The sequence below is a fragment of the Streptomyces sp. Q2 genome, from assembly GCF_056820935.1.
Map to the genome: position 1 here is coordinate 85,217 of NZ_JBXEJE010000028.1, position 19,537 is coordinate 104,753.

The window sequence follows — 19,537 nt, forward strand, 5'->3', positions numbered from 1 at the left end:
TGGGTGAGGTGTTGATGTGACATCAGCATCCCCTAGAGGCTCACAGGTCTATAAGCGCTGCATAAGAAGTGTCAACGCATATGCAGGCTACAAGCGTTTGCTTTGCCGTCTGTTTAACCACCGAGACGTTTCAGCACCTCCGGAGCCTCCTCGATCCGGTCGACCAACGCGATGCGGGACTCCATCGACCGCTCCCGCGCGAGCGCCTGAAGAAGCGGCCACGTGGGCAGCCGGTCCGTCCAATGGGCACGGTCCACGAGGACCATCGGCGTGGGCTCGCCGCGCGACTCGTAGTAGTTCGGCGTCGCGTTGTCGAAGATCTCCTGCACGGTGCCGGCGGCGCCCGGCAGGAAGACCACGCCCGCGGTGCAGCGGGCCAGCAGGCCGTCCTCGCGCGTGGCGTTGGCGAAGTACTTGGCGATGTGGGAGGCGAAGGCGTTCGGCGGCTCGTGGCCGTAGAACCAGGTCGGGATGCCGACGGAGGTGCCGCCCTTCGGCCACTGGGCACGCACCTCGAAGGCGGCCGACGCCCATTCGGTGACCGACGGCGTGAACTTCGGCGCCTTGGCGAGGAGTCGGAGCGACTCCGTCAGCATGTCGTCGTCGTACGGGGCGGCGTACGCGCCGAGGTTCGCCGCCTCCATCGCGCCCGGGCCGCCGCCGGTGGCGACCGTGAAGCCGGCGCGGGCCAGCTCCCGGCCGAGCCGGGCGGCACCGGCGTAGGCCTCCGTGCCGCGCGCCATCGCGTGGCCGCCCATGACACCCACCACCCGCGTGCCGCGCAGGAGTTCGTCGAGGGCGTCCGAGATGGAGTCGTCGTGGACCGAGCGCAGCATCGAGGCGTATATGTCGCCGTCGGCCTTGGTCTGCTGGAACCAGGCGTACGCCAGGGCGTCGGGCGTGGCCTCGTAGCCGTCAGGCAGGGAGGCGAACAGGTCGTCGGGGGAGTAGAGCAGGCCCCGGTACGGGTTGAACGGCAGGTCGGGGACGGGCGGGAAGACCATGGCGCCGTCCGCGCGGACCTTGGCCGCCGCGTCCTGGCGCATGGGGCAGCCGAGGAAGACGGCACCCGCCGTGTCCGTGGTGAGCAACTCCCGCGTACGGTCCGTCAGGTCCACGGCCTGGACCCGGAATCCGGCGAGCGTCGCACGGGCCGAGACGGTCGCGTCGAACTCGTCGAGGCTCTCGATCTCACGGTCGTTGTGGTGGGCCGCATGGGCGGGCATCGTCTGCACCCGCCCCATGCTAGGCACATCGGTTCAGCCCTCGATGGCGGACGGGTCCATCCACACGACCTCCCAGGTGTGGCCGTCGAGGTCGTCGAAGGAGCGGCCGTACATGAAGCCGTGGTCCTGGGTCTCGCCGGCCGGGGAGCCGCCGGCGGCGAGGGCCTTCTCGACCAGCTCGTCGACCTTCTCGCGGCTCTCGGCGCTCAGCGCGACCAGTACCTCGCTGGTCTGCGTCGCGTCGGCGATCTCCTTCTTGGTGAAGGTCGCGTAGAACGGCTTGGTCAGCAGCATGGCGACGATGGTGTCGCTGATAACCACGGAGGCCGCGTTGTCGTCGCTGAACTGCGGGTTGATCGCGTACCCCAGCTCCGTGAAGAACTTCTTCGAGGCGTCGAGGTCGTTCACGGGCAGGTTCACGAAGATCATCTGCTGGTACGTCGCGGTCATCGGTCTCTCCCATCGAGTACGTGGCGTTCGGTGGGATAGACGGCGCGGCGCGTCGGAACTCATCGGCCGACGGAGATTTTTTTCCTGCCTTTTTCGGTACGGCGGGTCGGTCGGTTGGCCTGTCGGTGGACCAGCGGGCCTGGGCGGCCAGCGGGTCAGCGGGCCAGCGGGGCAGTGGGGCCGCCGGTCAGCGGGTCAGTGGCAGCGCCGCCAGCTCGGCGACGACCAGCGTGAGCGGGCCGAAAAGGGCTAGCAGCGCGCCGGCACGGAGGGCGGCGGCGCTGCGCAGCACCGTGGCGGGGGCGCCGATCCGCAACAGCGCGGCGGTGGTGTCGGCGCGGGCCTGCTTGGCTTCGACGGCTGCGGTGAGGAGGGTGGCCACCGTGCAGCCGGTCACCAGGAACAGGCCGAGGGCGGTCAGCGGGCCGAAGGAGGGTTCCGCCCCGTCGTACAGCGACGCCATGGCGTACGTGCCCGAAGCCACCGCGCAGACGACGCCCAGGGGGCGGCCGATCCGGGAGGCTTCCGCCATCAGGACGCGGCCGGCGAGGAGCCGGAGGGCGCCTGGGCGGGCGGTCTGGAGGAGGCGGCCGCAGAGGTGGGTGAGGCCGGGGCCGGTGAGGGCGAGGCCGGTGGCGGTGAGGATCCACCCGATGAGCACGGAGGCCGGGCCGGGGGTGGTCAGGCCGCCGGGCAGGGTGGCGGGAGTGCCGGGGGCGGTGCGGGTGGCGTACGCCTCTGCCGCCAGGCCCGCGGCCAGTACGGCGATGCCCCACGGGAGGCCTCGGGGGGCCTCCTGGGGGGCCGGGGCGAGGGCGGTGGGGTCCGGGTCGGGGGTTGGCGCGTCCTGAGTCGGAGCTGGGGAGTGGGTTTCACTTGCCCGCGCTTGCGGGGTGCCGCCTGCGCCCACCCGTGCCGCCCCAGCGGCACGACTGCCCGCAGGCTGGGTGGGGCGGCTGCCCGTGGGCTGCGTGGGGCGGTCGTCCGTGGGCTGTGCGGCACGGTCGCTCAAGGGCTGGGTGGGGCGGCTGTCCGCGGGCTGCGTGGGGCGGTCGTCCGTGGGCTGTGCGGCACGGTGGCTCAGGGGCTGGGTGGGGCGGCCGTCTGCGGGATGCGTGGCCCGGTCGTTCCTCGGCTGCGCGGCACCGCCGCTCATGGGTTGCGTGAGCTGGTCGTCCGCGAGTTGCGGGGCACGGTCGCTCAAGTGCTGCATGGCCCGGCTGCCCGCGGGCTCCATGGCAAGGTCGGCCGCGGGCTCCACGGCACGGTCGCTCAAGGGCTGCGTGGCCCAGCTGCCCCCGGGCTCCATGGCAAGGTCGGCCGCGGGCTCCACGGCCCGGTCGCTCAGGGGCTGCGTGGCACGGCTGCCCGCGGGCTCCACGGCCCGGTCGCTCAGAGGCTGTGTGGGGCGGTTGCTCGCCGGCTCCGCGGCCCGGTTGCCCGTGGGTCGTGTGGGTCGGGTGTTCGTGCCTCGTAGGCGGGTGCCGAAGCGGGCGTACGTTCCGAAGGTCTCCCGTGCGGTCGAGATGCCGTACGCGCCGTAGCGGCCGTAGCGCCCGGCCGCCGTTCGGGGCGCCGTTCTGTCCTCGCGGGGGCGCAGCACCCAGCCCACCGCCACCGACGCGGTCGCCGGTGTCAGCGTCAGCAGGGTCAGGGCGGCCGGCAGCGGCAGCGGGGTCTTCGCGGCCAGGAACTCGGATGCCGCGCCGTCGAAGGGCATGCCCGTCAGGTCGCCTCGCAGGTGGAGGAAGAACAGGAGGGCGAGCATCGAGCCCAGGGTGCAGGAGAGGGCCGTTGTCGTCGCCGACATCGCCATCAGGCGGGCCGGGCCCAGGCCGATGGCGGAGAGTCCGGTGCGGGGTTTGGTGGCGGGGTCGGTGCGGGCCACGGCGACCGCGAAGTGGACCGTGGCGGCCAGCGGGGTCGCGCACCAGGCCAGGCGGAGGAGTGAGGCGGCCGGTGCGTCCGGGTGGCTCATCGCGTAGCCGAGGGTGCACAGCAGGAGGAAGCCCGTGCCGGCCGAGGCCGCCGTCACCAGGATGCGGCGGAGCTGGACGGCCGGATGGGCGCCGCGGCTCAGACGGAGAGCGAGCACGTGGCCCGGCCTTCCGTCTCGGCGACCGGAGGCAGGTGGACGGTGTGCACGCGCCGCCCGTCCAGCAGCGACACCGTGCGGTCGGCCAGGGCCGCCGTGTCCGCGTCGTGCGTGGCCAGCACCACCGTGATGCCGTGCGAGCGGGCCGCCGTGGTGAGCGTGCGCAGCACGTGGGCCCGGTCGGCGCGGTGCAGGGGCGCGGTCGGCTCGTCGGCGAACAGGACCGTCGGGGCGGGCGCCAGGGCCCGCGCGATGCAGACCCGCTGGCGTTCGGACTGGCGCAGTTCGTGCGGGCGTTTGTGGATGCCGTCGCCGATGTCGAGGCGCTCCAGCCACTCCAGGGCGGCCGTCTTGGCGCGCCGGCGGCCGGTGCCGCGCAGCATGAGGGGCAGGGCGGCGTTCTCCCAGACGTTCAGCTCGGGGACGAGCACCGGGGCCGGGTCGATCCAGCCGAAGCGGTCGCGGCGCAGGCGTTCGCGGGTCGTCGGGGCCATGGTGTGCACGGGCGCGCTGTTGAACCAGACCTCGCCGCGCTGCGCGGGGACCAGGCCGGACAGGCACCGCAGCAGGGTCGACTTGCCGCTGCCGCGCGGGCCGCTGACGGCGAGGATCTCGCCCTCGCGGACGCCGAGCGACACTCCGCTGAGCGCGGGCGAGCCGTCGTCGTGGGTGAAGTGCAGGGCGCGTGCCCAGAGCACGTCGTTGTCCGGCGGGGCCACCATGGGCGTACACCTCGTTCAGATCCGTAATTCCCGTGCCGATCCCCCGTGCGGGGGAACGAAGGCAGGGCCGATCGGTTACAGGGCACGCTAAGGATCCGGGGCCGGAACGCCGGACAGCACGCGGCCCGGGTGCACCCCTTCTCACTCGTACGGGTGCACCCGGGCCGCGGAACCGCCGGGGGACTACAGCTTCGTCCACGCCTCCGTGAGCGTCGCGCGCAGGATCTGCTCGATCTCGTCGAACGTCTCCTGGTTGGAGATCAGCGGCGGGGCGAGCTGGACGACCGGGTCGCCGCGGTCGTCGGCACGGCAGTACAGGCCGTTGTCGAACAGGGCCTTGGAGAGGAAGCCGTACAGGACGCGCTCGGTCTCCTCCTCGTTGAAGGACTCCTTGGTGTGCTTGTCCTTCACCAGTTCGATGCCGTAGAAGAAGCCGTTGCCGCGGACGTCGCCGACGATCGGCAGGTCGTGCAGCTTCTCCAGGGTGGCGCGGAAGGCGCCCTCGTTGTCGAGGACGTGCTGGTTGAGGTTCTCGCGCTCGAACAGGTCGAGGTTGGCCAGACCCACCGCGGCCGACACCGGGTGGCCGCCGAAGGTGTAGCCGTGCAGGAAGGTGTTGTCGCCCGTGTAGAACGGCTCGGCCAGCCGGTCGGAGATGATGCAGGCGCCGATCGGGGAGTAGCCCGAGGTCATGCCCTTGGCGCAGGTGATCATGTCCGGGACGTAGTCGAACTTGTCGCAGGCGAACATCGTGCCGAGGCGGCCGAAGGCGCAGATGACCTCGTCCGAGACGAGCAGCACGTCGTACTGGTCGCAGATCTCGCGGACCCGCTGGAAGTAGCCGGGCGGCGGCGGGAAGCAGCCGCCCGCGTTCTGGACCGGCTCCAGGAAGACCGCGGCGACCGTGTCCGCGCCCTCCATGAGGATCTGCTGCTCGATCTGGTCGGCGGCCCAGCGGCCGAAGGCCTCCGGGTCGTCGCCGAAGAGGGGGGCTCGGTAGATGTTGGTGTTCGGGACCTTGTGCGCGCCCGGGACCAGGGGCTCGAAGGGGGCCTTCAGGGCCGGCAGGCCGGTGATGGACAGGGCGCCCTGTGGGGTGCCGTGGTAGGCGACCGCGCGGGAGATGACCTTGTACTTGGTGGGCTTGCCGGTCAGCTTGAAGTACTGCTTGGCGAGCTTCCATGCGGTCTCGACCGCCTCGCCGCCGCCGGTGGTGAAGAAGACCTTGTTCAGGTCGCCGGGCGCGTGGTGCGCGAGGCGCTCGGCGAGCTCCACGGCCTTCGGGTGGGCGTAGGACCAGATCGGGAAGAACGCCAGCTCCTGCGCCTGCTTGAAGGCGGTCTCGGCGAGTTCCGTGCGGCCGTGACCGGCCTGGACCACGAACAGACCCGCGAGACCGTCGAGGTAGCGCCTGCCCTTGTCGTCGTAGATGTAGGTGCCCTCACCCCGGACGATGGTCGGGACGGGGGAGTTCTGGTACGAGGACATGCGGGTGAAGTGCATCCACAGGTGGTCGTACGCGGTCTGGCTGAGGTCCTTGCTCACGGCTATCGGGTTCCCCACATGTAGGTCTGCTTCTTGAGCTTGAGGTAGACGAAGCTCTCGGTGGAGCGCACTCCGGGGATGGCTCGGATGCGTTTGTTGATGACGTCCAGGAGGTGGTCGTCGTCCTCGCAGACGACCTCCACCATCAGGTCGAAGGAGCCTGCGGTCATCACCACGTACTCGCATTCGGACATGGCGGTCACCGCGTCGGCGACGGACTCCACGTCACCGTCCACGTGAATGCCGACCATGGCCTGCCGGCGGAACCCCACGGTGAGCGGGTCCGTCACGGCGACGATCTGCATCACGCCCTGGTCGAGCAGCTTCTGCACGCGCTGGCGCACGGCCGCCTCGGACAGACCGACGGCCTTGCCGATGGCGGCGTACGGCCGGCGGCCGTCCTCCTGGAGCTGTTCGATGATGGCGAGGGAGACGGCATCCAGATGCGGAGTGGTGCCGTTCCTGGACTCGCGGGAGTCCCTGGGGTCTGCGCTTCGACTGGCCACGACGTCACTGTGCACGAGGTCTCGTCACTTCCGCAAGGTCGAGGCGATGAAATTCGTTGTTTACGTGAGTGAGACCTGCGGATTTCGCAGCCTTGACGCGATCGGGGGTGTTGAAAACGTCGGCGCGCGGATTAGGGTGGGTGTCTCAGTCAATGGACAGTTCGACCCGACACAGGAGGCCGGCAGTGAGCACCGAGCCGCGTGGGCTGCGCACCCTACGGAACTACATCGCCGGGGAGTTCCGGGACGCCGCCGACGGACGGACCACCGAGGTGGTCAACCCCGCGACGGGCGAGGCGTACGCGACCGCGCCGCTGTCCGGGCAGGCCGACGTGGACGCCGCCATGGCGGCCGCCGCCGCCGCGTTCCCGGCCTGGCGCGACACCACCCCCGCCGAGCGTCAGAAGGCCCTCCTGAAGATCGCTGACGCGTTCGAGGAGCGGGCCGAGGAACTCATCGCGGCCGAGGTGGAGAACACGGGCAAGCCGATCGGGCTGACCCGCTCCGAGGAGATCCCTCCCATGGTCGACCAGATCCGCTTCTTCGCGGGCGCCGCCCGGATGCTGGAGGGGCGCTCGGCCGGCGAGTACATGGAGGGCCTGACCTCGATCGTCCGCCGCGAGCCGGTCGGCGTCTGCGCGCAGGTCGCGCCGTGGAACTACCCGATGATGATGGCCGTGTGGAAGTTCGCCCCGGCGCTCGCGGCGGGCAACACGGTCGTACTGAAGCCGTCGGACACCACCCCGGCGTCGACGGTCCTGATCGCCGACATCATCGGCTCGATCCTGCCCAAGGGTGTCTTCAACGTCATCACCGGCGACCGTGACACCGGCCGCCTGATGGTCGAGCACCCGACCCCGGCGATGGCCTCCATCACCGGTTCCGTCCGGGCGGGCATGTCGGTCGCCGAGTCCGCGTCCAAGGACGTCAAGCGGGTCCACCTGGAGCTGGGCGGCAAGGCGCCGGTCGTCGTCTTCGACGACACCGACATCCCCAAGGCCGTCGAGGACATCTCCGTCGCGGGCTTCTTCAACGCCGGGCAGGACTGTACGGCCGCCACCCGCGTCCTCGTGCAGGAGGCCATCCACGACGAGTTCGTGGCCGCGCTCGCGAAGGCCGCCGCCGAGACGAAGACGGGTCAGCCGGACGACGAGGACGTCCTGTACGGCCCGCTCAACAACCCGAACCAGCTCAAGCAGGTCTCCGGCTTCATCGAGCGGCTGCCCGCGCACGCCAAGGTCGAGACCGGTGGCCACCAGGTCGGCGAGAAGGGCTACTTCTACGCGCCGACCGTCGTCTCCGGCCTCAAGCAGGACGACGAGATCATCCAGAAGGAGGTCTTCGGCCCGGTCATCACCGTCCAGTCCTTCTCCGACGAGGACCAGGCCGTTCAGTGGGCCAACGGCGTCGAGTACGCCCTCGCCTCCTCCGTGTGGACCAAGGACCACGGCCGCGCGATGCGGATGTCCAAGAAGCTCGACTTCGGCTGCGTGTGGATCAACACCCACATCCCGCTGGTCGCGGAGATGCCCCACGGCGGCTTCAAGAAGTCCGGCTACGGCAAGGACCTCTCGTCGTACGGCTTCGACGACTACACGCGGATCAAGCACGTGATGACCTCGCTGGACGGCTAGTCGGTACGGCGTCGCCACGGCGTCGTCACGGCGTACGGCGCGGCCCCGGACGGGAGTTGACCGTCCGGGGCCGCGCCGTACCCGAAGTGCGCCCAGAACGACTTTGCCATCTCTTTGCAACCTGTTCCCCCGCTGCCTCGTCTCTCCCGTCGATCTGCAACCCAGCCCGCCGAGCCACCTGGCGGGCGGACCGACGAGAGAGAGCGATTCATGCGCCGAACTGTCCTGAGCGCCCTGGCACTCGCGTGCACCGCCGTGCTGGCGGGAGCCGTGCCGGCGTTCGCCGACGGGGGGACCCCGAGCCCGGCCTCCACCAGCGTCCCGTCCGCCGGTGCCGAAGCGAGCCCGGTCCCGTCCGCGACCACCGATGCGAGCGAGGCGCCGACCGTCGACCCGAGCGCGGAACCGACCCTGGCGCCCACGCCCGGGCAGGTGTCCGTCGTGCCGAGCGGGGCGCCCGACACCGGGGTCGGCGAGGAGTCGGCGCAGTCCGGATCCGCCACCGGACTCATCGGCGGGGGTGCCGCCGCGGTGTGCGCCGTGGGCGGCGCGGCCTTCATCGTCGTACGGCGTCGGCGGGCGACCGGGGCATGACCTCGCTCTCCAGGCGCGCCTTCGTCACCGCGGCGACGGCCTCGCTGCTCGCGGGCTGTGGCGGTCCCCAGGCCGACCGGGACGCGACCGCACGCTCCACGGGCACGTCACCGTCCGCGCGGTCCTCCGCGCCGGCGGGGCAGGCCCTCGGGCGTTCGGTCCCGGTCGGGCTGCGGATCCCGGCCATCGGGGTCGACACCCCGGTGATGCGGCTGGGGCTGGCCGCGGACGGCAGCGTGCAGGTGCCCCCGATCACGGCGCACGACCGCGCCGGCTGGTACCGGCACTCGCCGACGCCGGGCCAGGTCGGCCCGTCGGTGATCCTCGGGCACGTCACGGTCGGCACCTACGGGGACGGGGTCTTCCGCCGTCTCGCGGAGCTGCACCGGGGCGACCCGATCGAGGCGCGCCTGGAGAACGGCAGGACGGCGGTGTTCTCGGTGGACGAGGTACGCACGGTCGCCAAGGCGGACTTCCCCGCGAACGAGGTCTACGGGGACGTGGACCGCCCGGAGTTGCGGCTCATCACGTGCGGCGGCGCCCTCACCGGGGACGGCTACCCCGACAACGTGATCGTCTTCGCCACGATGAGCTCAGCCGGCACCTGACCCCCGCACACCGGCACCCGCACACCGGCCCCCAGCCGCCGCCCGCGCACCGACACCCGCGCGCACCGTCACCCGGCCACCGTCACCCAGCCACCGTCACCACCGAGCGCCTCACGACCACGGAGAGCACGCAGAGCGTTGAAACGGTCCCGCGAGAAGGCAGCGTCCGAGCTGTTCGCCGCCCTCTACCCGCGCCTCGCCGGCTGGTGTCGGCGGCTGGTCGACGACGACGAGACGGCCCACGAGATCGCCTCGGAGGCCTTCACCCGGCTCTGGGGCCGCTGGACCTCGGTGGCGGAGCCCCGGGGCTTCCTCTACGTCACCGCGGCCAACCTGGTGCGGGACCACTGGCGCAGGCTCGAACGCGAGCGCAGGGCCGTACGCCGTGCCACCGCCGAGGCCGCCGTACGCCCGCAGACCGAACAGGCCGACCCCTCGGTGCGCCTGCTCGTCCAGTCGCTGCCGGAACGGCTGCGCGTACCGATCCTCCTGCACTACTACGCTGACATGCCGATCCGGGAGGTGTCCGCGCTGACCGGGCGCAAGGAAGGAACCGTCAAGGCCGACCTCCACGCGGCCCGCGAACTGCTCCGCGCCCATCTGGGGAGAAGCCTTGATCACACACTCTGACGAGGGTCCGGAGTTCGAGCCCGACGACCCCCTCGCCGTCATCCTGCGGCCCGCCTCCGACCACCTCGGCCCACCCGCGGGCCGTTACGACGCGATCCGCCGCCGTGCCGCCCGCCGGCGCCTGGTGCGCGCCGCGTCCGGAGTGGCTGTGACCTGTGCGGTCGCCGCCCTCGCCGCGCTGCCCTTCCGCCTCGCCACGCACGAGGCACCCGCGACCCCGTCGGTCCCGCTGGCCCCGCCGCCCGCGAGCAGCCCTTCGGTCCCGCCGGTTCCGTCGGACACCCCCGTCCCCGACAGCGCCGACCCCACGGTGGGGGCCCCCAGTCCCTCCGAACCGGCCGGTACCTCCGCCCCCAGCCACGCGCCGTCGCCGGTTCCGACCTCGCAGTTCGCCGAGCCGTCCCTGGACGCCTCGCACGGGGCCTCCGCCCCGCCCGCGAGCAGCGCCGGACCATAGGCCGCTCCTGCACGGGTCCTCGGGTGACGCACACCACGACAACCCATTTTTGAACATGTTCAATTAAGGGCTACTCTGCTGCCATGAGCGACAGAGCAGCCCTCCTCAAGGGCATCCGCGCATGGTTGGTCCTCTTCATCGTCTGCCTGGTGCTCAGCGGCGCCACCGCCTTCCCCCTGGTCCACGAACTGCGCTGGACCGAGGACCTGTTGCGGGCGCTGTCCGTGCCGGAATACCTGCCCGGGCTCATGGACTGGATCGAACGGGTCCGGCAGGGGCTCGACGTCGTGGACGTCGAATACCCCTTCGTGCTGTACGGCACGGACTGGCTGGCCTTCGCGCACCTCGTCATCGCGGTCGCCTTCTACGGCCCCTACCGCGACCCGGTCCGCAACATCTGGGTCGTCGAGTTCGGGATGATCGCCTGCGCCGGGATCGTGCCGCTCGCGCTGATCTGCGGGCCGATCCGGGGGATCCCCTTCTGGTGGACCCTGATCGACATGGCGTTCGGGGTCTTCGGGGTGATCCCGCTGTATGTCGTCCGCAGGAAGATCAAGCGGCTGGAGGCGCTGACGGCTCCGGTGCCGGCAGCGCCCGCCGGTGCCGTCGTCAGCGGTTGAACGCGGGGAACGCGAAGCGTTGGACGATGGGAAGGCCCTCGCCCTTCGCGTCGGTCGAGTTGACGGAGTAGACCACCGTCCGGGACAGGTTGCGAGTGGCCGCGACGACCGTGTGGTAGCCGGGGCGGGAGCCCGTCTTGCCCCAGACCGTCCGGCCGTTCACCTTGAAGGGCGAGAACGGCGCACCCATCGTCGCGCCCGGCAGGTCCGGCACCGAGAACATCACCGACAGCTGCGGCTCGGGTACGACACGCCCCTTGAACACGCCCACCAGTAGCCGTTCGAGGTCCGCCGTCGTCGAGATCATGTCCCCGGCCGCCCACCGGTCCGACATGTTCCAGTCGGTCACGTCCACCAGCTTGCCGTCGATCCAGTCGTATCCGCGGTTGTGCGGTCCGTGGACGCGGGGGTCGGGGCCGTCGGGGAACGAGGTGTGCCGCATGCCGAGCGGGCGGAAGATCCGTACGGCCGCCTGGTCCGCGTACGAGTCGCCGGTGACCTTCTCGATCAGCATGCCGAGCACGGTGTAGTGGATGTTGCTGTAGTGCTGCCGCTCGCCGGGCGCGTGGTCGGGGTCCGGGCCCTTGGCGACCGACGCGGCCACGACCTCCTCGGGCGTCAGCGTCTCGAAGCGGTGCTCATAGCCGTCGTCGACGTTGTCGCCGAGGGACGCGCCCGGTTGCAGGCCGCTGGTGAAGTTCAGCAGCTGTCGCACGGTGATGGGCGAGAAGTCCTCGGTGAGCAGGCCGGGCAGGTACTGCTGCACCGTGCCGTCCAGGGAGATCCGCCCCTCGGCGGCGAGTTGCAGCGCGATCGCCGCGGTCACGATCTTCGTCGTCGATCCGGCCCGGAACCGCGCGTTCTCCAGCGCGGGCGCCCCGGTCCGCAGATCGCGCACCCCCGCCACGCCCCGCCAGCTGCCCTCGCCGCCCACCCGCACGAGGGCCGCGGTGGCGTCCTGGTCGGGCAGGCCCTTCAGCGCGGCCTCCAGGGCCGTGGTGTCCGGGCCGGTCGGCGTGGTGTGCGCGGAGGCCGGTAAGGGGGCCGGTCCGGACGCGGCGAACGCGGGGGCGGCCAGCGGGACGGCGCCCAGGGCGAGGACGAGGGAGGCGGCGAGGACGGTCGTACGGCGGCGGGTGCGCATGCGTCTGCTCCAGAGGTCGACGAATGTGTTGGTGATCATCCTCCGGGCCCGCGCCGGCCTCCGGATCGTCACCGAGGAGGGCACCCGCCCCTGGTCGAACCCCGAGTAAGTGCCGTGCGAGGGGAGGGAGTTGTCAGGGGCAGCCCTTAGGGGCGCGCAAAAACTGTTATCCCGGTGGTCTTCACGCCGTCTCCGCACTGTGATCCCGGACATACGACAGCCCCGGCCCGCCTGAGAGGGTGCGTGCAGAAGACCACTGACCTCAGCCGTCACACCCGCCACCGAAAGGGTCCCGTGGACACGCAGCACTGGCGCTCCACCATCGCCGCCGCGCAGGCCGGCGACCGGCGGGCGCTGGACGAGCTCGTCGCGGGCTGGCTGCCGCTGGTGTACAACATCGTCGGCCGGGCCCTGAACGGCCACGCCGACGTCGACGACGTCGTCCAGGAGACGATGCTGCGGGCCGTCGACAACCTCGGCTCGCTGCGCGACCCGGACAGCTTCCGGTCCTGGCTGGTGGCGATCGCCATGCGGCAGATCCGCGACCGGGCCCGCCGCAGGACCACCGACCCGCTGGACGAGTCGGCACCGCGGGACGCCGCCGACTTCTCCGAACTGACCATCCTCAGGCTCCAGTTGGAAGGGCAGCGGCGCGAGGTCGCGGAGGCGGTGCGCTGGCTCGACGACGAGGACCGCCAGCTGCTGTCTTTGTGGTGGCTGGAGGTGGCCGGCGAACTCACCCGGCGCGAGCTCGCGGCGGCCGTCGGCGTCAGCAGGCAGCATGCCGCCGTACGCGTCCAGCGGATGAAGGAGCGCCTGGAGACCTCGCGCGGCATCGTGCGCGCCCTCGACGGCGCCTGCCCGGACCTGCGCGAGCTGACCGCCCGCTGGAACGGCCGCCCCGACTCGGTCTGGCGCAAACGCCTGGCCCGGCACCTGAGGGGCTGCGGCTACTGCGGCGACGCCCGCGAGCCGGTCGTACCGGCGGAGCGCCTTCTCGTCGGGATCGCGCTCGTCCCGGTCCCCGTCGGCTTCACCCTCTCGCTGGCCTTCGGCGGCAAGACGGCGGCCGCCGCCACCGCCGCGAGCACCTCCGTCGGCTGGTCCGCCAAGGTGGTGAGCGCGCTCGCCAAGCCGGCCGTCGCCATGACGGCGGGCGCGACCATCGTCGCGGGCGGCGCGTACGTCGTCACGCAGCCCTCGGAACCCGCCCCGCCACCGCGCGCGACCGTCACCCGTTCCGCCCCGGCGGTGACCTCCGCCCCTCCGCCTCCGTCGGCGTCCCCGTCCCCCCCGCCCTCCGCGACGAAGAAGGCCGACCTCTACGGCACCGTCGTCGACGCCGTCGACCGGGCACCGGACCCGGACGCCCGGCCCGGGACGCTGCCGCACCGGCCCGAGTCGGGCATCACCAGCACCGGCGGCCGGCAGGCCGTGATGCAGCACCGCGGCGAGAGCGTGACGCTCAGTGGGCAGGGTTATGTCCTGGTGCGCTGGCAGATCGCGCCGCACGACCGGCCCGGCGGGCTGACCATGCCGGCCTGGACCGGTCTGAAGGGCAAGATCTTCCACGTCGCCTCCGGTGGCGGCCGTCGTATGGACGACGTCATCGGGGATGGTTCCGACCGTGGCTACGTCACCGGCATGGGCGGCCCGGACATCGGCTACACGGTCCTGCCCGAAGGCACCCAGCAGATGTGGCAGAACGAGTACTTCTACGTTGACGGCACCGTCACCCTCAACCAGAACGAGCGCGGCGCGTCCTACGGGCTGACCGTCTTCCCGACCACCTGGGACAAGGTGACCGAGGACATCACCTCCGGCCCTCCCCAGGGCCTGATCCGCTACGGCCTGGTCCGCGACACCGGCGAGGACGACACCCCCGTACCGCAGTACGTCACTCGCGCGACCCCCGCCGACCCGGCGACGGTCCCTCAGGAGTCGCGCCTGTAGCGCTCCGCCTGCCGGTGGCGCTCCTGAGCCTCCATCACCTCGTCGCCGTGCTCGAACGCCCAGGCGCCGAAGAGGTCGATGGGGGTGAGCAAGGTCCGTCCCAGCGAGGTGAGTTCGTACTCGACGCGCGGTGGCGAGCCGCCGTACGCCCGCCGCGCGACCAGGCCGTTGAACTCCAGCCGCCGCAGCGTCTCGGTCAGCACCTTCTGGCTGATGCCACCGATGCGGTCCCGCAACTCGCCGTGACGCACGGGGCCTTGGCGCAACGCCCACAGCACCACCGCGTTCCAGGTGTTGGCGAGCAGGTCGAAGGCGAGCCGGGCACGGCAGTCGGCGAGAAACGTCTGGTCCACGTACCGAATGGTGCCCGAACGGCTTCCTACAGTCCTGCTCATGCGGATAGGAATCCTGGGCAACGGAGAAATGGCGGACGCGCTGGGCACCCGGTGGGCGCGTGCCGGACACGAGGTGGTCGCCGGAAGCCGGTCGGGCGGCGTAAGCCTGCGGGAGGCGGCACGGTTCGGGACGGACGCGGTGCTGTCGGCGCTGCCGTACGAGGCCGTGGTCGGGGTCGTCACGGAACTCGAAGACGTGTTGCGCGGACGGGTGTTGATCGACTGCACCAACCCGGTGGGCGGCCCCGGGTTCACCCTGCTCACCGTGGGCGGCCCCTCGGCGGCCGAACGCATCGCCGCCGCCGCCCCCACCGCCCACGTCGTGAAGGCCTTCAACCTCTGCCACGTCGACGTGTGGCGCCTGACCCCGCCGGTCTTCGACGGCCGCCCGCTCGCGGTGCCGCTGTGCGGGGACGAGGGGCCGGCGCTCTCCGTCGTACGACGACTCGTGCGCGACCTCGGCTGCGAGCCGCTGAACGCCGGGGGGCTGGAACGGGCCGGCCTGGTGGAGGCGACGGCCGCGCTGCTGATCGGGCTGTGGGTGGGGGAGGGGGCGGACGCACAGGCGATCGCGCCGCCGGTCCGGTTCGCCGGGCCGCGCGGCTAGGTCCTGTCCGGCGGATCAAGTCGCAGGAAATCGACGGCGCCTCATCGACGCAGGTGAGCGGGGCCTGGTGCGTCGAGCTGCGAGGCGGAGGAGGGCGTCTACGCGATGGAGGTCCCCCCGCGCGAGCGCAGTCGAGCGTGGGGGAGTCGGCAACCGACGACAACGCCGCAGATCGGTGTGCCGGGCCCCGCGTCTGCGACATGATCCGCCGGACAGGCCCTAGACGGCGTCCCGCAGGGCGCACAGGATGTCGACGCGGTTGGTGGTGATCGAGTCGACGCCGATGTCGATGAGGCGGCGCATCGAGCGGCGGGTGTCGGGGGTCCAGACCGAGAGCAGGTAGCCGTCGGTGTGGACGCGTTCGGCGAGGGCGCGGTCGACCAGGGGGAAGCGGTAGTTGAGCCAGCGCGGCCGGACCGCGTCCAGCAGTGCCGGCCGCGGCGGCGCCAGGGTCGTCCAGGTCAGCGCGATCTCGGCGGCCGGGTCGGCGGCGCGCACGGCGAGCATGGCCGTGGCGTCCGCGCAGTAGTACACGCGCTCCTCGGCCCCGCACTCGCGCACGACGTCCACGACCCGGCGCGCCACCCGCACGTCGCGCGTGCCCGGCAGGTCGAGCATCACCCGGGTGTCGCCGGTCGCGGCCAGCGCCCGGGCCAGCGTCGGCACCTTGTCGTCGGTGAGCCCGCGCACCTCGTCCGACGACAGCGACAGCAGCGGGCGGTCGTGCTCCCACAGCCGCTTCAGCGTCTCGTCGTGCAACAGCACGGGCACGCCGTCCCGGGTGAGCCGTACGTCGATCTCGACCGCGTCCGCGCCCAGTTGAAGCGCGGAACGCAGCGAGTCGATCGTGTTCTCACGGACGCGGTAGGGGTCGCCGCGGTGGGCCACGGCGGTCAGCTTCTGCATGCGCCCATTGTGCTGGGGTCAGGGAGCGAGCCACGCCGCGGTGTAGGTGTCGATCTCGTCCTTGATGCGGGCCTGGCCGGCCGCGTCGAGGAAGGACGCCTCCACCGCGTTCTTGGCGAGGTCGGCCAGACCCCGCTCGTCGAGCTCCAGCAGCCGGGCGGCGACGGCGTACTCGTTGTTCAGGTCGGTGCCGAACATCGGCGGATCGTCGGAGTTGATCGTGACCAGGACGCCGGCCTTCACGAAGTCCTTGATCGGGTGCTCGTCGAGGGTGCGCACCGCGCGGGTGGCGATGTTGGAGGTCGGGCACACCTCCAAGGCGATCCGGTGCTCGGCGAGGTGGGCGAGGAGCTTCTCGTCCTTCGCGGAACTGGTGCCGTGCCCGATCCGCTCGGCGCGCAGGTGGGTCAGCGCGTCCCACACCGTCTCGGGTCCGGTGGTCTCGCCGGCGTGCGGCACCGACCGCAGGCCCGCGGCGATCGCGCGGTCGAAGTACGGCTTGAACTGCGGCCGCGGTACGCCGATCTCGGGCCCGCCCAGTCCGAAGGACACCAGCCCCTCGGGGCGGAGGCGGTCGTCGGTGGCCAGCCGTGTCGTCTCCTCGGCGGCCTCCAGACCGGCTTCACCGGGAATGTCGAAGCACCAGCGCAGTACGGTCCCGAAGTCCGCCTCGGCCGCCTTGCGGGCGTCCTCGATCGCGTCCATGAAGGCGCCCTCGTCGATACCGCGCCGGGTCGAGGAGAACGGCGTGATGGTCAGCTCGGCGTACCGCACCTGCTGCCGGGCCAGGTCCCGGGCCACCTCGTAGGTCAGCAGCCGGACGTCCTCCGGGGTGCGGATCAGGTCGACGACCGACAGGTACACCTGGATGAAGTGGGCGAAGTCCGTGAACGTGAAGTAGTCGACCAGGGCCTCGGGGTCGGTGGGCACCGTGGAGTCGGGGTGCCGGGCGGCGAGTTCCGAGACGATCCGCGGGGAGGCGGAGCCTACGTGGTGCACATGCAGTTCGGCCTTGGGCAGCGACGCGATGAAGGCGTGTAGGTCGCGCGGGACGCGGGGGTCGATGAGACGGTCGGTCAAGGTTCCTCCCCGGGAACGGCGTTCCCTGGCCGGTGTACGGCGGGACGCGGGTGATCGGCTGATCGGTGACTCGGGATCATCGTAGGCCGGGGTCACGCCGGACGGGCCCTGGCCTTAGCATGACGGCAGGTTCGACGGAGGGGGGCCCGCGCATGTCCGACGACGCGCAGACGCCGGGAGCGCGAGGAAACACCGCTCCCGGGCCGACGCCGACGGGCGGGACCGGTGAGCCCGCCGACGCTGTCCCCGATCCGTGGGCCGCGCCGGCCGACGAGGGGACCGACCGACCCGACGCCGGGTCCAAGCCATGGCCGACGCCGCCGCAGGACGCTGCCGTCGGCCCCGACGCCACGATCGCCGACACGGGGTCCGTGTCCCCGCCGACCTCCTCCGTGCACGATCAGCAGACGGTCACCTCTATGCCGCCCGTCGGCGGCCCCGAGGGGCCCAAGCCCTGGTCCTCGCCCTTCACCCCCTCGGCCTCGTCGCCGGGCCGGACGAACAACTCCCACGACCCCTTCGCCCCGCCGGCCCCGGCCGCACCCGTGCCCCCCGGCCCGGCGGGCGCCGTCCCGCCCTCGGCCCCCATCGCCCCCTTCCCGGCCGTGCCCTACGGACAGGAGCAGGTGCCCGGGCCGCCTGTCGCCCCCGGCGGCCCGGGTCAGGCCCCGTACGGCTATCCCGGCGGCTACGGCTACCCCGCCGCCCCGCCCGGACCCGGCTATGGCGCCCACGCCCCGCACTCCCACGGCCCCGGCGCCTACTACGGCTGGCCCGGCATGCCGCCCACACCGAACAACGGGATGGGCACGGCCTCGATGGTGGTCGGCATCATCTCCGCCGTGGGCTTCTGCATGTGGCCGTTCGCCATCATCGGCGGCATCGTCGCCGTGGTCCTCGGTGTGCTGGCCCGGCAGAAGGCGCGGCGGGGCGAGGCCACCAACGCCGGCCAGGCCCTGGCCGGGATCATCTGCGGCTCGGTGGGTCTGACCCTGGCCGTCGGGATGATCGCGGTGCTGGTGGCCGTGTCCTAGGCGCAGCAGGCACCGCAGAGATCAGAAGCCGTCCCTCGAGCGATCTCGCACCGTTTGAGCCGAGCCGAGTTCCTGGTCGGGTGCGGCATCTCTCCCTCACGGCGAGAAAAACCATCCCTGACCAGGAAGAATCAAACGATCACGCTCGGATCGGACTGACTTCTGACGCCGTCTCAGATGATTGGTCACGGGGAGGTGAGGATTCAACACCATCTGATGCCGCATCACCTCCCAACCGGCAGGCGCAGGCCCCTCTTGCAGCCATCTGTCGGTTTTCACCGGTCTTCTGCTCAAGCGGAAACCCACAAGCAGCACGTCCGCAGGGAAGCCATGCGGAAAACGAGTCATGCGGAAAACGAGTCATGCGGAAAACAAGAGGGAAGCGCAATGAGACGAGCAATGGCGGAGATCGCGCTGGAGGCCCTGCAGGCAGGGGAGTGGGGATTGGCCGGGCTGTGAACACCTCGGCGGGCCGTCCTGGGGTTCGACGTGGAGATGCCGCCGGCCATCAAGGATGCCCTGCCAGGTGCCTCACTTGCCGTGGTGTCCGATTCGGAATCCCTCCTCTACACAGGTCGTAGCGACGCGGAGGAGGAATACGAGCCTGTACGTGTCCTGACAGTCCTGGTCGGAGGCCATGTGGACCTCATCCAACCCTCTTCGCCAGGGTGTCGGCGGCCGGTTCAGGGGGCCGGCTCAGGTGTCAGCCCCTTGTCCCCGCAGCCGCTCCCGCGCCTCCATCAGCGCGAACCCCAGCAGGTTCGGCCCCCGCCACCGCTCGGGATCCTGAGCCGCCTCGTCGTCCGCGGCGAGGCCGATACCCCACACGCGGTCCACGGGGCTCGCCTCCACCAGTACGCGCCGGCCCGTGTTCAGCAGGAACCCGCGCAGCCCGGGATCCGAGGCGAACTTGTGGACGCTGCCCTCGACCACGATCCCGAAGCGCTCCCGCTCCCATAGCGCCTCGTCGAAGCCGCGCACGAGCCGCCCCACCTTCTTCGCCGCGGCCGGAGACCCGGCCGTCAGCACCCGTCGCTCCGCCTCCCCGTCCTCGAACAGCCGCGCTTTCCGCGCCATCATCCAGTGCTCGGCGGTCGCGTAGGACACGCCGTCCACGGTGAACGGCGAGGGCCACCACTGGCTCAGGCAGCTCGGCCCCACCCGGCCGTCCGGCCGCGGCCGGTGCCCCCAGAAGTGCAGGTACTTGATCCTCGCGCCCGCCCGGACCTCCCTGACCAGCGCTTCCCGTGAGTCGATCGTCCCCGTGGTTCCTTCCATGCACGCGAGTCTGGCAGCCACCACTGACAGTCCGTCCCTCCTTTTCCATGCCG

At 71.5% G+C, this 19,537-nt stretch carries 19 protein-coding genes and 2 pseudogenes; 9 read left to right on the plus strand and 12 right to left on the minus strand.

Features of this window, described 5'->3' with window-relative positions; genetic code table 11:
- Positions 1–113: 113 nt before the first annotated feature.
- From ACWBNA_RS29685 to ACWBNA_RS29715, 7 genes and pseudogenes are all read right to left on the minus strand, one after another.
- Positions 114–1,235 carry an LOG family protein gene (locus ACWBNA_RS29685; RefSeq protein ID WP_482707581.1) on the minus strand — a complete coding sequence of 374 codons (1,122 nt, stop codon included), beginning with the start codon at positions 1,233–1,235 and terminating at the stop codon, positions 114–116.
- A gap of 24 nt (positions 1,236–1,259) precedes the next feature.
- Entirely contained in the window at positions 1,260–1,676 is a 417-nt protein-coding gene (locus ACWBNA_RS29690; RefSeq protein ID WP_482707582.1) for a VOC family protein, read from the minus strand.
- Between the two features lie 187 nt (positions 1,677–1,863).
- Positions 1,864–2,631: pseudogene (locus ACWBNA_RS29695) on the minus strand (hypothetical protein); the annotation flags it as partial.
- 518 nt (positions 2,632–3,149) lie between these two features.
- Positions 3,150–3,771, minus strand: a pseudogene (locus tag ACWBNA_RS29700) (hypothetical protein); the annotation flags it as partial.
- Positions 3,753–4,493: an ABC transporter ATP-binding protein gene (locus tag ACWBNA_RS29705; protein WP_482707583.1), complete on the minus strand. Its 741-nt coding sequence runs from the start codon at positions 4,491–4,493 to the stop codon at positions 3,753–3,755. The pseudogene ACWBNA_RS29700 and the gene ACWBNA_RS29705, both read right to left, overlap by 19 nt.
- 183 nt (positions 4,494–4,676) lie before the next feature.
- Entirely contained in the window at positions 4,677–6,056 is a 1,380-nt protein-coding gene (locus tag ACWBNA_RS29710) for an aspartate aminotransferase family protein (protein WP_482707584.1), read from the minus strand.
- Entirely contained in the window at positions 6,041–6,559 is a 519-nt protein-coding gene (locus tag ACWBNA_RS29715; RefSeq protein ID WP_482707585.1) for an Lrp/AsnC family transcriptional regulator, read from the minus strand. Before ACWBNA_RS29715 ends, ACWBNA_RS29710 begins: the two co-directional genes overlap by 16 nt.
- Positions 6,560–6,729: 170 nt before the next feature.
- Between ACWBNA_RS29715 and ACWBNA_RS29720 the strand changes: the two genes are divergently transcribed.
- The 6 genes from ACWBNA_RS29720 to ACWBNA_RS29745 all read left to right on the plus strand — a co-directional run bounded on the left by ACWBNA_RS29720 (position 6,730) and on the right by ACWBNA_RS29745 (position 11,087).
- A complete protein-coding gene (locus ACWBNA_RS29720; protein WP_482707586.1) occupies positions 6,730–8,178 on the plus strand; it encodes a gamma-aminobutyraldehyde dehydrogenase in 1,449 nt (482 codons plus the stop codon).
- 210 nt (positions 8,179–8,388) lie between these two features.
- Positions 8,389–8,772 carry a sortase-dependent protein gene (locus ACWBNA_RS29725; RefSeq protein ID WP_482707587.1) on the plus strand — a complete coding sequence of 128 codons (384 nt, stop codon included), beginning with the start codon at positions 8,389–8,391 and terminating at the stop codon, positions 8,770–8,772.
- Entirely contained in the window at positions 8,769–9,380 is a 612-nt protein-coding gene (locus tag ACWBNA_RS29730) for a class F sortase (protein WP_482707588.1), read from the plus strand. The genes ACWBNA_RS29725 and ACWBNA_RS29730 overlap by 4 nt, the downstream gene beginning before the upstream one ends.
- A gap of 138 nt (positions 9,381–9,518) precedes the next feature.
- Complete coding sequence (locus tag ACWBNA_RS29735) at positions 9,519–10,010, plus strand: RNA polymerase sigma factor (RefSeq protein WP_482707589.1); 492 nt, start codon at positions 9,519–9,521, stop codon at positions 10,008–10,010.
- The gene (locus ACWBNA_RS29740) at positions 9,994–10,467 is read left to right on the plus strand and encodes a hypothetical protein (protein ID WP_482707590.1); all 474 of its coding nucleotides are present in this window, start codon (positions 9,994–9,996) and stop codon (positions 10,465–10,467) included. Before ACWBNA_RS29735 ends, ACWBNA_RS29740 begins: the two co-directional genes overlap by 17 nt.
- 83 nt (positions 10,468–10,550) lie before the next feature.
- Positions 10,551–11,087 (plus strand): hypothetical protein, encoded by a 537-nt coding sequence (locus ACWBNA_RS29745; protein ID WP_482707591.1) that lies wholly within the window; start codon positions 10,551–10,553, stop codon positions 11,085–11,087.
- On the opposite strand, the gene ACWBNA_RS29750 is transcribed toward ACWBNA_RS29745, so the two are convergent.
- Positions 11,077–12,231 carry a serine hydrolase domain-containing protein gene (locus tag ACWBNA_RS29750; protein WP_482707635.1) on the minus strand — a complete coding sequence of 385 codons (1,155 nt, stop codon included), beginning with the start codon at positions 12,229–12,231 and terminating at the stop codon, positions 11,077–11,079. The two genes, ACWBNA_RS29745 and ACWBNA_RS29750, sit on opposite strands and share 11 nt — an antisense overlap.
- Before the next feature lie 294 nt (positions 12,232–12,525).
- Here ACWBNA_RS29750 and ACWBNA_RS29755 point away from each other — a divergent pair, with 294 nt between their 5' ends.
- Positions 12,526–14,184: an RNA polymerase sigma factor gene (locus ACWBNA_RS29755; RefSeq protein ID WP_482707592.1), complete on the plus strand. Its 1,659-nt coding sequence runs from the start codon at positions 12,526–12,528 to the stop codon at positions 14,182–14,184.
- On the opposite strand, the gene ACWBNA_RS29760 is transcribed toward ACWBNA_RS29755, so the two are convergent.
- Positions 14,166–14,579, minus strand: coding sequence for a winged helix-turn-helix transcriptional regulator (locus ACWBNA_RS29760; protein ID WP_482707593.1), 414 nt, complete (start codon positions 14,577–14,579; stop codon positions 14,166–14,168). The genes ACWBNA_RS29755 and ACWBNA_RS29760 overlap by 19 nt on opposite strands.
- Between ACWBNA_RS29760 and ACWBNA_RS29765 the strand changes: the two genes are divergently transcribed.
- The gene (locus tag ACWBNA_RS29765) at positions 14,578–15,186 is read left to right on the plus strand and encodes an NADPH-dependent F420 reductase (RefSeq protein ID WP_482707594.1); all 609 of its coding nucleotides are present in this window, start codon (positions 14,578–14,580) and stop codon (positions 15,184–15,186) included. The two genes, ACWBNA_RS29760 and ACWBNA_RS29765, sit on opposite strands and share 2 nt — an antisense overlap.
- Before the next feature lie 219 nt (positions 15,187–15,405).
- Here ACWBNA_RS29765 and ACWBNA_RS29770 read toward each other — a convergent pair whose 3' ends face one another.
- Together ACWBNA_RS29770 and ACWBNA_RS29775 are read right to left on the minus strand one after the other, a co-directional pair.
- Positions 15,406–16,092, minus strand: a complete 687-nt coding sequence (locus tag ACWBNA_RS29770) for a glycerophosphodiester phosphodiesterase (protein ID WP_482707595.1) — start codon at positions 16,090–16,092, stop codon at positions 15,406–15,408.
- Between the two features lie 18 nt (positions 16,093–16,110).
- Positions 16,111–17,268, minus strand: coding sequence for an adenosine deaminase (locus tag ACWBNA_RS29775; protein ID WP_482707596.1), 1,158 nt, complete (start codon positions 17,266–17,268; stop codon positions 16,111–16,113).
- A 56-nt stretch (positions 17,269–17,324) separates the two neighbouring features.
- On the opposite strand from ACWBNA_RS29775, the gene ACWBNA_RS29780 reads away from it, so the two are divergent.
- Complete coding sequence (locus ACWBNA_RS29780; RefSeq protein ID WP_482707597.1) at positions 17,325–18,206, plus strand: DUF4190 domain-containing protein; 882 nt, start codon at positions 17,325–17,327, stop codon at positions 18,204–18,206.
- Positions 18,207–18,902: 696 nt separating this feature from the next.
- Here ACWBNA_RS29780 and ACWBNA_RS29785 read toward each other — a convergent pair.
- Positions 18,903–19,484 (minus strand): NADAR family protein, encoded by a 582-nt coding sequence (locus ACWBNA_RS29785; RefSeq protein ID WP_482707598.1) that lies wholly within the window; start codon positions 19,482–19,484, stop codon positions 18,903–18,905.
- Positions 19,485–19,537: the final 53 nt, after the last annotated feature.

Bases quoted from the DNA above. Each gene is read 5' to 3' on its own strand.
- ACWBNA_RS29770 (WP_482707595.1), bottom strand. From the start codon at position 16,092: ATGCAGAAGCTGACCGCCGTGGCCCACCGCGGCGACCCCTACCGCGTC.
- ACWBNA_RS29750 (WP_482707635.1), bottom strand. From the start codon at position 12,231: ATGCGCACCCGCCGCCGTACGACCGTCCTCGCCGCCTCCCTCGTCCTC.
- ACWBNA_RS29760 (WP_482707593.1), bottom strand. From the start codon at position 14,579: ATGAGCAGGACTGTAGGAAGCCGTTCGGGCACCATTCGGTACGTGGAC.
- ACWBNA_RS29705 (WP_482707583.1), bottom strand. From the start codon at position 4,493: ATGGTGGCCCCGCCGGACAACGACGTGCTCTGGGCACGCGCCCTGCAC.
- ACWBNA_RS29725 (WP_482707587.1), top strand. From the start codon at position 8,389: ATGCGCCGAACTGTCCTGAGCGCCCTGGCACTCGCGTGCACCGCCGTG.
- ACWBNA_RS29780 (WP_482707597.1), top strand. From the start codon at position 17,325: ATGTCCGACGACGCGCAGACGCCGGGAGCGCGAGGAAACACCGCTCCC.
- ACWBNA_RS29730 (WP_482707588.1), top strand. From the start codon at position 8,769: ATGACCTCGCTCTCCAGGCGCGCCTTCGTCACCGCGGCGACGGCCTCG.
- ACWBNA_RS29690 (WP_482707582.1), bottom strand. From the start codon at position 1,676: ATGACCGCGACGTACCAGCAGATGATCTTCGTGAACCTGCCCGTGAAC.
- ACWBNA_RS29785 (WP_482707598.1), bottom strand. From the start codon at position 19,484: ATGGAAGGAACCACGGGGACGATCGACTCACGGGAAGCGCTGGTCAGG.
- ACWBNA_RS29745 (WP_482707591.1), top strand. From the start codon at position 10,551: ATGAGCGACAGAGCAGCCCTCCTCAAGGGCATCCGCGCATGGTTGGTC.
- ACWBNA_RS29765 (WP_482707594.1), top strand. From the start codon at position 14,578: ATGCGGATAGGAATCCTGGGCAACGGAGAAATGGCGGACGCGCTGGGC.